At 35.6% G+C, this 15,450-nt stretch carries 12 protein-coding genes; 3 read left to right on the top strand and 9 right to left on the bottom strand.

What is annotated here, in order from left to right; all coding sequences use genetic code 11:
* Window positions 1–1,096: 1,096 nt before the first annotated feature.
* Window positions 1,097–2,185: a 2'-deoxycytidine 5'-triphosphate deaminase gene (locus ACFINI_RS03860; protein ID WP_375645986.1), complete on the bottom strand. Its 1,089-nt coding sequence runs from the start codon at window positions 2,183–2,185 to the stop codon at window positions 1,097–1,099.
* 238 nt (window positions 2,186–2,423) lie between these two features.
* On the opposite strand from ACFINI_RS03860, the gene mutL reads away from it, so the two are divergent.
* Together mutL and ACFINI_RS03870 are read left to right on the top strand one after the other, a co-directional pair.
* On the top strand, window positions 2,424–4,277 hold the full coding sequence (mutL, locus tag ACFINI_RS03865; RefSeq protein ID WP_375645990.1) for a DNA mismatch repair endonuclease MutL: 1,854 nt from the start codon (window positions 2,424–2,426) through the stop codon (window positions 4,275–4,277).
* Window positions 4,278–4,386: 109 nt separating this feature from the next.
* Window positions 4,387–4,623 (top strand): DUF2093 domain-containing protein, encoded by a 237-nt coding sequence (locus ACFINI_RS03870; protein WP_375608064.1) that lies wholly within the window; start codon window positions 4,387–4,389, stop codon window positions 4,621–4,623.
* A gap of 19 nt (window positions 4,624–4,642) precedes the next feature.
* On the opposite strand, the gene lpxK is transcribed toward ACFINI_RS03870, so the two are convergent.
* The 5 genes from lpxK to ACFINI_RS03895 form a co-directional block, all read right to left on the bottom strand.
* The gene (gene lpxK, locus ACFINI_RS03875) at window positions 4,643–5,683 is read right to left on the bottom strand and encodes a tetraacyldisaccharide 4'-kinase (protein WP_375612379.1); all 1,041 of its coding nucleotides are present in this window, start codon (window positions 5,681–5,683) and stop codon (window positions 4,643–4,645) included.
* Window positions 5,673–6,995 carry a lipid IV(A) 3-deoxy-D-manno-octulosonic acid transferase gene (gene waaA, locus ACFINI_RS03880; RefSeq protein WP_375630305.1) on the bottom strand — a complete coding sequence of 441 codons (1,323 nt, stop codon included), beginning with the start codon at window positions 6,993–6,995 and terminating at the stop codon, window positions 5,673–5,675. Before waaA ends, lpxK begins: the two co-directional genes overlap by 11 nt.
* A gap of 1,370 nt (window positions 6,996–8,365) precedes the next feature.
* Window positions 8,366–8,611 (bottom strand): DUF4170 domain-containing protein, encoded by a 246-nt coding sequence (locus ACFINI_RS03885; RefSeq protein WP_375621070.1) that lies wholly within the window; start codon window positions 8,609–8,611, stop codon window positions 8,366–8,368.
* 46 nt (window positions 8,612–8,657) lie between these two features.
* The gene (locus tag ACFINI_RS03890; RefSeq protein ID WP_375612376.1) at window positions 8,658–9,464 is read right to left on the bottom strand and encodes a 3'(2'),5'-bisphosphate nucleotidase CysQ; all 807 of its coding nucleotides are present in this window, start codon (window positions 9,462–9,464) and stop codon (window positions 8,658–8,660) included.
* On the bottom strand, window positions 9,451–10,782 hold the full coding sequence (locus ACFINI_RS03895) for a TldD/PmbA family protein (protein ID WP_375645998.1): 1,332 nt from the start codon (window positions 10,780–10,782) through the stop codon (window positions 9,451–9,453). Before ACFINI_RS03895 ends, ACFINI_RS03890 begins: the two co-directional genes overlap by 14 nt.
* Window positions 10,783–11,917: 1,135 nt before the next feature.
* Between ACFINI_RS03895 and ACFINI_RS03900 the strand changes: the two genes are divergently transcribed.
* On the top strand, window positions 11,918–12,064 hold the full coding sequence (locus ACFINI_RS03900) for a hypothetical protein (RefSeq protein ID WP_273790420.1): 147 nt from the start codon (window positions 11,918–11,920) through the stop codon (window positions 12,062–12,064).
* Window positions 12,065–12,277: 213 nt separating this feature from the next.
* Here ACFINI_RS03900 and ACFINI_RS03905 read toward each other — a convergent pair whose 3' ends face one another.
* From ACFINI_RS03905 to ACFINI_RS03915, 3 genes are all read right to left on the bottom strand, one after another.
* Window positions 12,278–12,727: a hypothetical protein gene (locus ACFINI_RS03905; RefSeq protein WP_375631032.1), complete on the bottom strand. Its 450-nt coding sequence runs from the start codon at window positions 12,725–12,727 to the stop codon at window positions 12,278–12,280.
* Between the two features lie 543 nt (window positions 12,728–13,270).
* Entirely contained in the window at window positions 13,271–13,837 is a 567-nt protein-coding gene (rsmD, locus tag ACFINI_RS03910) for a 16S rRNA (guanine(966)-N(2))-methyltransferase RsmD (RefSeq protein ID WP_375646012.1), read from the bottom strand.
* Window positions 13,818–15,218 carry a pseudouridine synthase gene (locus tag ACFINI_RS03915; protein WP_375646017.1) on the bottom strand — a complete coding sequence of 467 codons (1,401 nt, stop codon included), beginning with the start codon at window positions 15,216–15,218 and terminating at the stop codon, window positions 13,818–13,820. Before ACFINI_RS03915 ends, rsmD begins: the two co-directional genes overlap by 20 nt.
* Window positions 15,219–15,450: the final 232 nt, after the last annotated feature.

The following is a 15,450-nucleotide window of genomic DNA, read 5'->3' on the forward strand; positions in this document are numbered from 1 at the left end:
AAGCGAATCCATGTACCTACCTATTCGCTATTCTCCCAAAGCACTCTATTGAATAGATAGAAGCAACAGAGACTGCAACTTTCTAAAAAAACTAATTGATAAAAACAACGTCTTTATTGCTCTTATCCAAATTTAAAATCTCACAGTATGAAGTATCATTAATAACGTATCTACTCATATATTCTTCATGTGCAATTAAAATGTTATACTCTCTTTAAAGCAATCCCTTTTCGAAAGCGATTGCTCCGTAGCTTAATTAGTTATAATTTAAAGTCGCTTCTCCCTCCAAAGATCCTTACATTATCAGTTATTAAGAATATAGAGTGTCATTAAGTATAAATCATAATCTCCCCCAAAAGATGAAAAAATCCTTTATTAATACTGGAAATAAAGCTGTCGCATACATGCAGAAATCTTCTTATATCAATATTCAAAACTGAGATCTGTTACTTATTCATGAAAGTTTATAAAAATATATAGTGCCTAATTCATATAAAGCATAAAAACTTTTAATGTTCATACCAATAGAAACCTTCATATTTAATTGAATAATTTTCTAGCAATATTATATCTTGAGGCTATAAATGAGTTACTAAAATTAGAACAATGTTTATTGAAAATAATTGTTACTAAACTGGAGTGAAACTTATTTATTAACGCTTAAGGATAATTTTTATGCGGAATAAAATATACTGGTTATTACACTCTAGAAAAATTGAGTCAATTGCAGCATCCAATCTCGCATATTTACTTTGAAAAGTGAGTAGCTACTGTTATATTGAATTTTATTAACCTATTGATTTATTATCATAAATATGAACAACATATTGAATATAGTAAAATTCTTTCATTGTAAATTTTGTCATGATGAAATAATCAAAACTATTCTTTTGCACATCATAAATGGAGTTCGTATAGATAGAACCTCTTGAAAAAAGAAGTAAAAATGCCTCTCATCCCCTCTCAAATGCAAGAGATGAGATAACCTTGGAAATTAAAAATAGAATGCATGACGCCGGTTTTGCGAAGCACAAAATTTTCTTTTATCTAAAATACGCTTTCTGCATACATGTTATCAAAATTCGTGGTTCCCAACTCATTTAAAATGCTTGGACAACTTTAAACCCTGTGCTTGATAATGTGATCCAACATCATGTCCATAAAGGGTTGATGGTTGATTAAGCATATGCTCATAGACCAAACGGCCAATAATTTGACCATGCTCTAAGATAAAAGGAACTTCATGGCTCCGCACTTCTAAAACCGCTCTTGCTCCTTTTCCACCCGCCTCCTTATGCCCAAATCCTGGATCAAAAAAGCCTGCATAATGCACCCTAAACTCGCCCACTAAAGGATCAAAAGGTGTCATTTCTGCGGCATAAAGCGGAGGCACATGAACAGACTCTCGTGAAACTAAAATGTAAAATTCATCAGGATCAAGAACCAACTCCCTTTGACCACGATCAAAAAGAGGTTCCCAAAAATCTAAAACGTGGGCAACGGCACGTTTATCAATATCAATAACACTTGTATGATGTTTACCACGATAACCTATAAGCCCGTTTTCGTCTCCCTTTAAATTAATGGAAAGACCAATACCACCAACACTAATATTAGGAAAATCATCCGATATCAGTGTTTCTTGCCTTTGCAAAGTGTGCAACTCTATTTCATTTAAATAACTTTGCCCTTTTCTAAACCGAAGCTGTGATAAATGTGAGCCTGTATGCACCAAAATTGGAAATGTGCGTGGACTAATTTCCAAATAAAGTGGACCATGATAACCAGCACAAACTTTATCAAACTCTTGAGCATTATCCGTAATGACACGTGTAAAAATATCTAATCGGCCTGTAGAACTTTTGGGATTGGCAACAGCAGATAAAAATTCTGGTAAAGCTAAACTTTCCAAAAGAGGAACAATATAAACACACCCCGTTTCCAAAACGGCTCCACCTCGTAAATCAAACTCATGCAACTTTAACCGTTCAAGCTTATCCAAAACTTTTGTATCAGGTCCCGGCATAAAAGAAGCACGTATACGATAAGCTTTCTCCCCTAAACGAAGATCAAGGCTTGCTGGTTGTATTTGAGATCTATCAAATGGACACTGAGCCTTGAGAAAGTTATTCTCAATCAAAGCTTGTATATCACTATCTGCTAAAATACCGCTTATACGCGCCATATATATTGCCTTCCCTTTTTACATTGTTTCTTTTTTGACCTAGATGATAAATTGGTGCAAGCTATTTTAAAGTGATGAAAACTATTTTTATGTTTTTTCCAACCGACTTGTTAACATAAAATAAAATAGGAGGTATTGTAAAAATAATACCTCTCATGTTCTCTTATTCTTGAATGTCTCGCAAATGATGTTATCATAATTTTCTATAGAACCCTTAAGATTCCTGTTAGAATTTATTATGATTATACGCCATCTTAGCGAAAATATTATTAATCAAATCGCCGCCGGTGAAGTTATTGAACGACCAGCAAATGTTGTCAAAGAACTTGTTGAAAACGCTATTGATGCTGGTGCAACACGCATTGAAATTATTACAGCAAATGGTGGAAAAAATTTTATAAAGGTGAGTGATAATGGTTATGGAATTCCTGCAGATCAATTAACTTTAGCAGTTTCTCGCCATTGTACCTCAAAGATTACCGATGACGTACACAATATCTGCTTCCTTGGATTTAGAGGAGAAGCCCTCCCTTCTATTGGTTCTGTTGCTAAACTTAAACTCATTTCACGAACAAAAGATGCTGAGAGCGCTGCTGAAATTTCCGTTACTGCAGGAAAAATTGTAGGACCCAAACCAGCTGCTGCGAATCTTGGAACAATTGTTGAAGTTCGTGATCTTTTCTTTGTCACGCCGGCACGATTAAAATTTATGAAAACTGATCGGGTTGAAACAAATGCTATTAGCGATATGATTAAGCGAATTGCTATCGCATTTCCACATATCCGCTTTTCTCTTTCAGGACTAGACAGAACATCTATGGAATTGTCTGCTACAGAAAATAATATTCAAGGACAATTACAACGTATTACGCAGATTATGGGAAAAGAATTCGCCCCTAATAGCATTGCGCTGAATGCTGAACGCGAAGCGGTGCGCTTAACAGGTTTTGCCTGTTTGCCATCTTTTAACCGAAATAACAGCCTACATCAATTTGCTTATGTTAATGGGCGTCCCGTGCGTGATAAATTTCTATGGAGTGCACTCCGAGGTGCTTATGCTGATGTTATGCCCCGTGATCGTTATCCTGTCGCTATTCTTTTTATTGATCTCCCACCTGCTGAAGTAGATGTTAATGTTCACCCAGCTAAAGCTGATGTACGATTCCGTGATCCAGGATTAATTCGTGGTTTAATTGTTGGAGCTATTCGTGAAGCATTGCAGCAATCTGGTATTCGTCCGACTTCAACCCGTTCTGAAGCAATGCTTACTGCATTTCAAACACAACAACCATTGGCACAACAACCATTAGGCAATTTTAAGAACACGCACCAGTTCTCTTCTTATAACCCACAGCCTCATCATTTTACCAGCGCTTCAATGGTTCACAAACCCCTAGATATTACTAGCTCTTTTGATTTAAAAGAAGATGCTACTCCTATTATGGAGGGCTTAAATATACCAAGTGGAGATGCATACATTCCAAGCACTATACCTTCATCAGAAGAGTTATCTTATCCACTAGGAGCGGCCAGAGCACAAATTCATAAAAACTATATTATCGCCCAAACACAAGATAGTTTGATCATTGTCGATCAGCATGCAGCTCATGAACGATTAGTTTATGAAGCACTCAAAAATGCACTTTATTCCAAACCGCTTCCTTCACAGTTATTACTTATTCCTGAAATTGTAGAACTCTCTGAAGAGGATGCAACATGCCTTTTAACGCATAAAGATGCTTTGCAAAAATTTGGATTAGGAATAGAATCATTTGGACCAGGAGCAATTGTTGTGCGTGAAACACCTTCCATGTTAGGAGAGATCAACGTCCAAGCCCTTATTAAAGATCTCGCAGATGAGGCTGCTGAGTATGATACAACAAATAATTTAAAAGCAATGCTTGATTATGTTGCAGCAACGATGGCCTGTCACGGCTCAATACGGTCAGGGCGCCTTTTACGCCCCGAAGAAATGAACACACTATTACGACAAATGGAGGCAATACCTAATACAAGTACATGTAATCATGGACGCCCTACTTATATTGAACTCAAATTGGCAGATATAGAACGGCTTTTTGGCAGAAAATAAGCCCTTCATCATTTTTACAAGAAAAATATTTTAAAATTAACTCTCGACTTTATAATATATTTTATGGCACTTTTCTTGTATCTCTTGTATCAAGTAAAAAGGAGTTGTCATGTTTCCCAATGGTGAACGCGAAGCAAAAATTCATTATTCTAATAACGGATATGACATTATAGAATATGGTACCTATACCATTTGTGCTGTTAGCGGGCAAAAAATCCCTATAGATGATTTAAAATATTGGAATCATCACCGCCAAGAAGCATATGCTAGTTGTGAAATCTCCTATCAGCGCGAACTTGAGTGCAACCCATATCTCAAGCAATTGTTAAAAACAAAAGAAAAATAACCCCTCGAAAGCTATAAATTTAGCCTTTGCCTTTTAGACAAGAAAATTCAAGGGAACGTTTTCTAAAGCGGGTTATGACCTCTTCAAGGACCATACGACAGAAGTCTTTTTGAACAAAATCGACATTCACATCAAAGATAATAAGATTTTTCAAATCTTTTTGCATGTGAATTGTCTGTATACGGGTATAATCTTTAGCTGTTGTTGCTAGCCATAAATTGTGCATTTTAGCCTTTTGTATAAGGCTTTTTAAATTTTTATCTGTGAAAAAATAGTGGTCTGGATATATGTAAGTTTGCACCACATCACCAGACAATTCTTTAATAGATTTAAAAAATTTATCTGGATTGCCAATACCAGCAAATGCCAAAAATGATTTTCCTGAAACCTCATCAGAGGCACTAGCTTTAAGATGAGCACGATATAAAGGCTTTCCAGTACGCGAAACAAGAAAAGCGACATTATCAGGCGCATTGGAGTGACCAATCAATAAAACACTATCCATAAAAGAAAACTGCGTTTTTAATGGTACACGCAAAGGTCCTGCTGGAAAGACAGCTCCATTACCAAAACCGCGCATCGCATCAACAACGAGTAACGCATAATCCATATAAAGACGGCGACTTTGAAATCCGTCATCCATTAAAATAAGATTACATCCCTCTTGTTTAAGCCGTTGTGCCGCTGCATAACGATTAGGTGATACAGCTACAAAAGCATGCCGTGCAAGTAAAAGTGCCTCATCTCCAACACTATATGGAGTATCATATTTTTCATTTACAAGATGTACCCCTTTAACTGATCCACCATAACCACGAGATATAATACCAGGTACGAAACCAAGTTCTTTAGCCACTTTTGTAAAAGCAATAACAACCGGCGTTTTACCCGCACCACCACATGTAAAATTTCCAATACACAAAACTGGCAGATCAATCACGGGAGGCTGTCTTGTCATAAAACGACTTGAAAAATAACCATACCCCCATGAAACTGGAGCTAACACAAAACGCAAAAAGCTTTTATTTTTCCACCAAAAACGAGGGGCGCTAATATGCATATCTACCCTGACGCTGACGTAACCCTGTTTGTATTACAAGGGGTTGTAAAAATGGATCTAAAATCTTTAATGTGCGCTCAAATGCACCTGCCATATCTGTCGCCACTTCATGAGCCTTATCAACCATTTCTTGCCGCAATGTTTCATTTGTTAAAAGCTTATACACCTGAATAGCAAGCTGTTTTGTATCTTGAACCATATATGCTGCATCATGCGTTAGAAATTGTTTGAACATCTCTTGAAAATTTGAAACATGAGGCCCTGTCAAAATAGCGGAACCAAGCAAAGCCAATTCCAATGGATTGTGTCCACCATTTCCACATAACGATTTACCAACGAAAGAAACTTTCGATAAGCGAAGAAAAAGTCCCATTTCTCCAATGGTATCTCCCCATAAAATATCGGTATTCATGTTTGGAACAACGTCTCTACTCCTACGAATAAAACTTAACCCCTTATTATCGCATTTTCTGATAAGATCTTCTGAACGTTCAGGATGACGAGGTACAATAATTGTTAATAAATCTGGCAAATAATTTTTAACAATTTTATGGACCTCAAAAGCAATCTCCTCTTCCCCTTCATGCGTTGAAACAGCTGCCCAAACTGGGCGATTGCCGATAGCATTACGATAACGTGCAAGCAATTCTTGATTTTCAACCAGAAAAACATCAGCCTTGAGATTACCAGAAAACGTAACAGATTTTACGCCAAGTGTATGGTAATAAGCTACATCTCTTTCGTTTTGACCAATCGCCAAATCAATATCCTTAAAAATATGTTTGGCAAGAACGCGTCGTTTTTGCCAAGCTTTAAAAGAACGTTCAGACATATGGGCATTAACCAAAATCTGCGGAATACGCATTTTTGCAAGTTCTTTAATACGAAGGGGCCAAATTTCTGATTCACAAATCAAGACGAGATCAGGCTTCCAATGACTAATAAAACGGCGCACTGCAAAATCTAAATCCAAAGGAGCATATTGATGAATCAACCTATCACCAAAATGTTTTTTCACAAGAGTAGAAGAGGTCACAGTCCCTGTTGTCATTAATACATTGATTTTCAATGATAAAATATAATTTACAAGTGGAAAAAGTGCAAGTGTTTCTCCAACACTTGCTGCATGCAACCAAACTAATGAACCTTGGGGGCGTACATGAGAACTTTTACCTAAACGCTCTTTTTTGCGACACCACTCTTCTTTTCCACGAATAGCACGAAAGAACAAATAAAAAGGAATAACAGGACATAAGCAAAAACCAATTATCCGATAGCTTAAAAGAGCCGTATGTGCCTTTAATTCTACCATTTAAAATCACCTCATCCAGCTATTTTAAGATATCTATATACTTATTTTGTTAAAAAATTCATCAACACTATTGGTTGCATCCATATTTTTTAATATCATCGATATCTTAAATAAAAAAAGCTTAATCCATGAGAAAATTCAATACATATACACATTATTTAAATCTCTTTTAATTAAATTTTGTAACTTATATCGATTTTATCACTTCATTCTGCACCCTATAAAAAATCTTACTCAAAAATAACAAAACTACATTTCAGTCGATTATAATTTTTAAAATATAAATGATAAACCTATGACATAGATTGTATCAATTTTTTCAACTCACTGAATAAATACTTCTTATGATTTTAATGAGACTTTGAATTTTGCACGTTGGTATTTTAGAGAAAAAGCTTATTTTTACATATGTTAGGTATTGTCAATTTTTCAAAAAATAACCCATATAGACATTACAACCTAATATAAATACAACAAATAAAATGTGTTTAAAAGAAAGCTCAATCTCTATTATTTCATTTCAATAAAATGAATATGTCAAACTAATCTTAAAAACTTTTGAATAGTATAGAGTTCTCATTTTAAATTGTGATATAATCTCTTAAAGGTAATCCAGAAAAATCTAATCTTGTTTAATAGAGAATTTCTTAAAAGTCTTAAAGCAATTTAAATAAGAGTTTTCAAAATTTTAAATCCTCTCTTTTCAGGAGGTCGCAATGATATATTATTCCTTTTAAGATTGTATATAATCAACACAAAATGATTAACTTATAGATTTTAGTTTTAAATGAGTACTCAAGAAACCCTTCTGAGGTAAGTTAACTTCATAAATCTATTCAGTTTCTCTAAATTTCTAATTTTGGTAAAGTTTCTAACGACTTTCATGGTTTCTAAGCTTATAGTAATAACTCGTTGAAAAAATTCCAATAGATAAGTAACGAGTGCTAATAATCTCAACAGAGTAATAATTGCTATCATTAATAATGCTACTCTTTTTATTAATCTTAACGCATTAGTGTCTCATACCCCATTCAAAAGCAGAGTGACTATTCACAATATAATCATAAACTTCGAGTGATAGCTGTCATGATAATATTGCTGTTGTAAATAGTTTGATAGAAACTGTCTTGCATTTTTATTAAGCGTAAAGATGGTGGTGCAATAATGGATTTTATACCTTGCAAGGACACTATTATGAAATGGGCTTGGGTGCTTTGGGAGATGTTTCTTAAAAAAACATATGAATTTTAAACAACAAGCATATTCTTTTTTACGGCATTCTATTTTACCCGAAGAACGTACCTATGAAAAGGACGACTAAACAAAAGCATGAAGCAATCTACAGGTTATAATGACCAAATATTCAAGCTTTATTCTGCATCGCCTAACTCTGCATCAAGAAACTGATGCAAATCTACAATGTAATAACGTTGTAATGCATTATCTACACTGCTTTGTGCTTTTGCCTGCCATGCTTCTTGAGCGGATTGATAATCTGAGAAAATACCAACCACATCTAAATCATCAGGATTCTTAAATTGATTACTGTTAAGATTTTTTAATTCCCCACCAAATACAAGATGTAAATATTGTTTTTTTTCTTTGGTTTCAGTCATATGTGCCTCCATATCATTTAGATTATCTTAGCGCGCTTTTACGTGATTAAACTAACTTTGTTTGACGAACAACATCTATCATATCTTGACAGCAATTATTTTTACCAGCAATTAAAAGTCCATACTGGTAAGGTTCAATTCCATAAGATAGTAAAGGGGCATCAAGCGATAAAAAACACCCTCCACACTCCTGCAAAATAAGATCAGCAGCGGCAATATCCCATTCATGACAATTTGGACGAACTAATACGATATCAATTTCATCTTGAGCAACAAGAACAATACGATAAGCAAGAGAAGGAAGATAATGGTAAAGACTGACTTGATTGAGAAAATCATCTGGTAATTTTTGTGCGAGCGATTTATCAAGTGAAATTTTATATTTTCGATGAACCTCAAAGGCTAAACGAGGAAGTTTTATCCCATTTAATGTTGCCCCTCCACCTGTTACAGCTGTATAAACATCTCCTTGAGCCGGACATTGTAGAACGCCCACAATAGGACGCCCATTCTCAATAATGGCAACCGAAATACACCAATAAGGATTGCCAGAAAGAAAACCACGCGTTCCATCAATAGGATCAACAACAAAAGAGCGCTCATAATAATCTTGTTTTTCTCGATTATCTTTTGTTTCTTCTGAAATCCATCCATAATTTGGACGAGCTCCAAGAAGCCTCTCTTTCAAGAAATGATCAACAGCAAAATCTGCTTCACTAACTGGGGAATTACCTTCTTTAATCCAGACATCCAACGTGCATCCAAAATACCGCATTGCTAAATCTCCTGCCTCTCGACAAACATCACGCAAAAGATTTAAATCAGAAGAATGATGCGTGTTATTTTCCTGCAAGTGTCATCCCTTCAATTAACAATGTTGGAGCAGCTGTACTATAACGCCGATCAATATCATTGGCAGGTGTTAAATGTGCTAACATATGAAGCAAATCAGAACCTAGCGTTACTTCACTTACCGGATAAGCAATTTCACCATTTTCAATCCAAAAACCGGAAGCCCCACGACTATACTGACCAGTAATAAAATCAATGCCATGACCGAATAATTCGGTCACATAAAATCCATTTCGCAAATCTTTTATCATATCGCAAGGCGATACTAAACCCGGTTCAATAGCAAAATTTGTACTGGTCGGCTGCACTAATGATGCCGAACGCATACCGTGTCCATTTGTTTTAAGTCCCAATTCACGTGCTGTAGATGATGAAAGAAGCCAATTTTTTAAAATACCATTTTCAATAATATTGAGTGTTTGCCCCTCTACCCCTTCTCCATCAAAAGGATGAGAAGCATTTCCACGTAATCGCAAAGGTTGATCGGTTACATTAACATTAGGCTTCATCACTTCCTTGCCTAGGAAATTCTGTAAAAGACTCGTTTTTCGAACCACAGAGGCTCCATTGACCATAGATGCGATATGCCCTGCAATTCCACGAGCCGTACGCGGATTAAAAATAACATCAACGCTCCCAGTCGCCGCACGAACTGCACCCAAACGTCGAACAGCACCAAGCCCTGCATTCTTTCCCACAGTTTCTGCTGCCTCTAAATCAGAAAAATGTAAGGCTGTTGTATAATCATAATCCCGCTCCATCTGTGTTCCTTCACCTGCAAGAGCACTACAAGAACGTGAAAAACAACTTGAGCGATAGGCTCCACAAAAACCATCGCTGGTCACAAGAATAAACCCACTACGGCCATAAGCTGTTGCAGCGCCACCAGAATTGCTTACACCTTTAATATCAAGAGCTGCTGCCTCCGTTTTTAAAGCATCTTCTGTTAAAAAATGACTGCTTGGTACAAAATCATCAAAAAGATCAAGATCTTTAGGATGCTTAACCAAACACTCTTTATCTGCCAAACCTTCAAATAAACTATCGGGAGAAGCTTTAGCCATCGCAACAGCACGTTCCGCAAGTTCTTGCGGATAAGATCCTAAATTAGCAGAAACACTTGCTACTTTTTTTCCAACAAAAACCCTTAGAGTAAAATCATTGCTCTCTGCTGCTTCTGTCGATTCAACTTGCCCAAAACGAACTGATACACTGGTAGAATGAGCATGAACAATAACAGCATCAGCAGCATCTGCCCCAGAACGCCTTGCTGCTTCAACCAGCGAAACTGCTTTCTCAATCTGGTTTTTGTCAGTCATCATAGACTCCCTAAAATATTTTATTATTTACATTGATAAGCATTCTGACAAATTTATACAAATCAGAATATAACTCTTGTGTGTTTATTCATAAGATTATGCATATTTCATGCATTCTTTCTTTTAATGCATTAAATCATTTCCCTTTTAGCTTCTTTATGAAAAGACGTAATATGCTGTATATGCCGTAAAATCTCTTTAGTTTCAAGATTTCTCATGGGCCCTTATCATTTTAGATAACCCAATCTGTACTGACAATCAAATCAACCGAAAATTTGGCAATTAACAAAAGGCCTAACAATAACATTTGAATTTAAGCCAAAATCCTCAAAAATTAGAAAAGTATAAAATGACTTAAGTCACAGGCCTTATGTCCTCTGGATAGTCAAATAACTTCCTTCATTCCTATAGCATTCTTTAATTTCCAAGCAAGAATCAAGAAAATGCCTTATATTTGTGTATACTTCTTTGCTTCTATAAACTCTCTCATAATTAAGATGGCAATCTTGTAAACAAAAAAATATAAACGGAATAAAAAATTTTTTCTTGCGTTATTGCTTCAACAAAATGAGCAGTCATTAGCTTCTTTATTCTCATAGGCGTGATATCACAAAGAACTCATTTTTTATATTTATCAGAAATAAGTTATAATCATAACATTCTCTCTCGTTTCTAATGTGTCTAATCAAGAGCATCTCATCTTTTTTCATGCCTCATCCTTAATCGGTTACTTTGTTATTAAACAGATATAACTTAATAAACTTCTTTTTCCTGAAACAAAAATATTTGCAGAAACTGGGATATCTGTGCGCATTTTAAAAAATCGCTTTTTTAAACATTTAAACCAAATACATACAACGATACGAGATTAATTTTTACGAAAATTAAGGGAGGTTTTATTTTATCATCTAGAGCCTTTTAGAACTTCCACTCTCTAGAAAAGTGATCATCTTTTAATCAAAAAAACACTTTGATTTATAATCATAATTGATCGTTTTGTAATTTGCATAAAAGAATCAAATATCATTAAATTTTCTCCGTTTCTAACCTATTCATGTTGAATCAATCACAACTATTTGCGAGCATATCATAAGTAAGGGGCGTATGAATAAAAACTATTTAAGAAGGAGTCAAAATGTCTTTTATGAATGCTCTCAAATCAAAAACTATCGCAACATTAGAAACTGGCAAATATCATGACAATATCAACCTACAGATTCACAAGAGCAGAAATAAGCTTCTACAACTTTCTTTATTTTCAGTAAAAATGCGCGCCTTATAAGCTTTTATATATTGAATAAAATTCAATGGCTTTTATAAGATCTTTGGTGCAAAATTAATTTTCTCAGATGATTTGACACGATTTCAACGACTAACTAAAAAATGCTCCGTAGCTCATTGGTTTGCCGTATACTCATAACTGATTCCGTTCTAATAATAAGTTACAATTTCTGCACCTTTTTTAAGGTATTAACTTCTTTATAAATGCCCCCCCTTACGAGATGCTTTTGTTTTCAGTAAGAGCACGTCTGCTCATTTCAATCATTGCATCGCGAAGATGTAACTTAATTTTTGACCCAATAATCATTCCAAAGAAAGGAGAAAATAAACCAGACATGGTTACAGTATGACGAATTTTGTTATTTGAAGAACCCGATTTTGTTGAACAAATATATTCATGATTAAAACTCATACGTGTAAAAGGAAGTTTAGCATAATCAGAAAAACAAACATTTTTTATAACTTTATCAAGTGTAAAAGTTACTGTAGGTCCCTTTTTAGGTTTCATGCGTCCTATAGCGCCTTCTTTGAAAGGACCAGAAAGTTCTACCCACTCAAGTTCACTATCCCAGCAAGGCCATGATGCCACATCTTCCCATATAGCCCAAATTTGCTCAGCACTTGCTTCTGTATTAATCTCTTCACTATATATCCAATTAAACACGACAATCTCCCCTTTTTTACAAATTACTTATCTTTAGTGATAAAGAATAATATAAAAAAGTATCCTTAAAGCTGCACAACGATAAGATACTTAATACTCTCAGATTTACTTAATATGTAATGATTAACTCAACAAGCGATATTACTAAACTAAACACACAAATATTCAGGATAAATGAACACTATTTTCAATACTAAACAAAATATCTTTTTTAAGTTTAGACAATAGCAAAAATAGAAGTTACGCATCATATAAGATATCAATGCAGACTGCATAGCTTAAAGCTTTCAACTGCTGATGAAATGTGATGATTAAGGTATAGCAGAAAGAAATTAGATAAAAAAGATCATAACTATTATCGAGGAATATATATCCTATTGGAGAAAAAACATCCTTCTGTATTAAAGCTAATAAAAATTCATCAATTCCTTTAACATTAGAATCTTTTATTGATTTTCTGCTTAACCTTTTAAAAACCATATAAAATGAAGAAAACTGTGAAAAAACATTTTTTTATCCTATCGGATAAAAACAAAAACTTTCTCAAGATGTAAGCAATCGTAATTTATAAAGACGTATTGCTGTCTCACCATAAAAACGCTCATCGTCTAGATAAAAGACGTCAGGTAAATCAATCATTGTATCTTTCTTTTCTTCGAGCACGAAGAGTGTATCAGCTTTTGCCCACCCTCCTCGCAAAGCTTCTACAAAAGCACGTTCACCTAAACAACGGCTATAGGGAGGATCAGCGCAGATAACATCGAATGGAAGCATTGTTCCAATATTGCCAAGTTTGGTTGCATCACGACGCAAAATCCGTCCAATCCCTTGCAATTCAAAAGCTTCGATATTTTTTTGAAGTACTCCACGCCCCTCAACTGAATTTTCAACAAAAACAGCAGCCTTTGCTCCACGTGAAAGTGCTTCAATGCCTAAAGCCCCAGTCCCAGCAAAAAGATCAAGAATGCGTTTATTGGTCCAAAATTGTTCTTCACGGCTAGAAAGAATATTAAAAAGGCTTTCACGTGTACGATCACTCGTTGGGCGAATCGACTGATTAACAGGCGAAAACAAAATACGCCCAGCAAATTTACCGCCTATGATCCGCACGTGGACCTCCAAATCGCTTCGAAGTTTTTGCACCGTCCCTATGTGGTTTAGATTTTTTCATAGCACCACCAAACGATTTTACCTTTTCCTTTCTCTCAAAAGAATGCTCATCATGACCACCTTTTATCATTTTCTCTTTATCCTTTAAAAAGCGATCTTTCTTACCAAAGGGATGCGTCTCTTCATAAGATATTTTGCCATGTTTTTGAACAAAACTTTCCCTCTTCTCTTTGTGTGATGGATTTTCTTTTAGTTTTTCCTTGCTTCGATGAAATGATTTTCTACCATCCAAATCGCTCTTATGACCATGCGATTTCTCCTCACTATAAGAAGGCTTTCTACGTGCACTTTGCGGACGTGCACCAGGAGCCATCCAAACATTAGCACGGCGAGAACGCGGTAGAAAACGCTCTGCTTTTCCTTCTTCACTTTTCTCCTTCTTTACATTCTCATGAGACTTTGTACTTAATCGTGCGCGACTATGTTCAACAGAACCATCTCTTGGTCGGCGTCGTATTGCCCTTTCACTTGAGAAAACCCAACCATCATTTGCAATAGAAAGATCTTTCTGGCTTTGCTTTTCTGCAACAACTGCAGAATTTGAAAATGGCTTAAGAATAGGAGCATCAAAATCTGCATTGGCTTGCATAATCAAACGCTCCCCCAACTGATCTCGTAACATCCGCCCTTTTAACTCTTGCACAGCTCCTTCTTCTAAATCAGAGAGATGAAATGGACCATAAGATACACGTATTAATCGATTAACTGATAATCCCAATGCCCCTAAAACATTCTTTATTTCACGATTTTTTCCTTCTCGCAAAGCGACAGAAAGCCATACATTCGACCCTTGTTCGCGTTCAATTGATGCTTCAATCGAACCATAAAAAATACCATTAATCGCAATACCATTTTTAAGGTTATCCAACGCGCTTTGCCTTACTCTTCCATGAGCACGGACACGATATTTGCGGACCCACCCCGTTACAGGAAGCTCTAATACACGCGCTAAGCCACCATCATTGGTTAAAAGCAAAAGCCCTTCCGTGTTAATGTCAAGCCTTCCAACAGAAAGAACACGCGGCATTCCTTTTGGTAAATTACTAAATACTGTAGGTCTGCCTTCAGGATCACGGTTCGTGGTGACAAGACCTGCTGGCTTATGGTAAAGCCATAAACGCGTTCGTTCTATAGGAGGTAAAGGTTTGCCATCAACTTTAATAACATCAGAGCGGCTAACATTAAAAGCAGGCGTTGTCACGACTTTACCATTCACAGAAATACGACCTGCAACAATCATCATTTCTGCATCTCGACGCGAAGCAATACCAGCACGCGCTAACCTTTTAGCAATTCGTTCACTCTCATTATTTTCATTCATTTGCGTTTCAAACCAATCTTTGCAAGTATGTTCAGAAAATTATTCACATGCACCATACCGCTTATCCTGAAAAATGAAGTAGCATAATCATTTATCATTTTCTATACTTTAACGACAATAATATATCTGCCGGCTTGCAAGTTTGTTTTAAACTCTTAAAAAATAGAGGTCTTCTTTTCATTATAAAAGCATAATAAATTATTCATTCCATAGCATTTCTTATCGAGATAAC

It is taken from the genome of Bartonella sp. AA56HLJMS (assembly GCF_042197145.1).
GTDB lineage: Bacteria > Pseudomonadota > Alphaproteobacteria > Rhizobiales > Rhizobiaceae > Bartonella.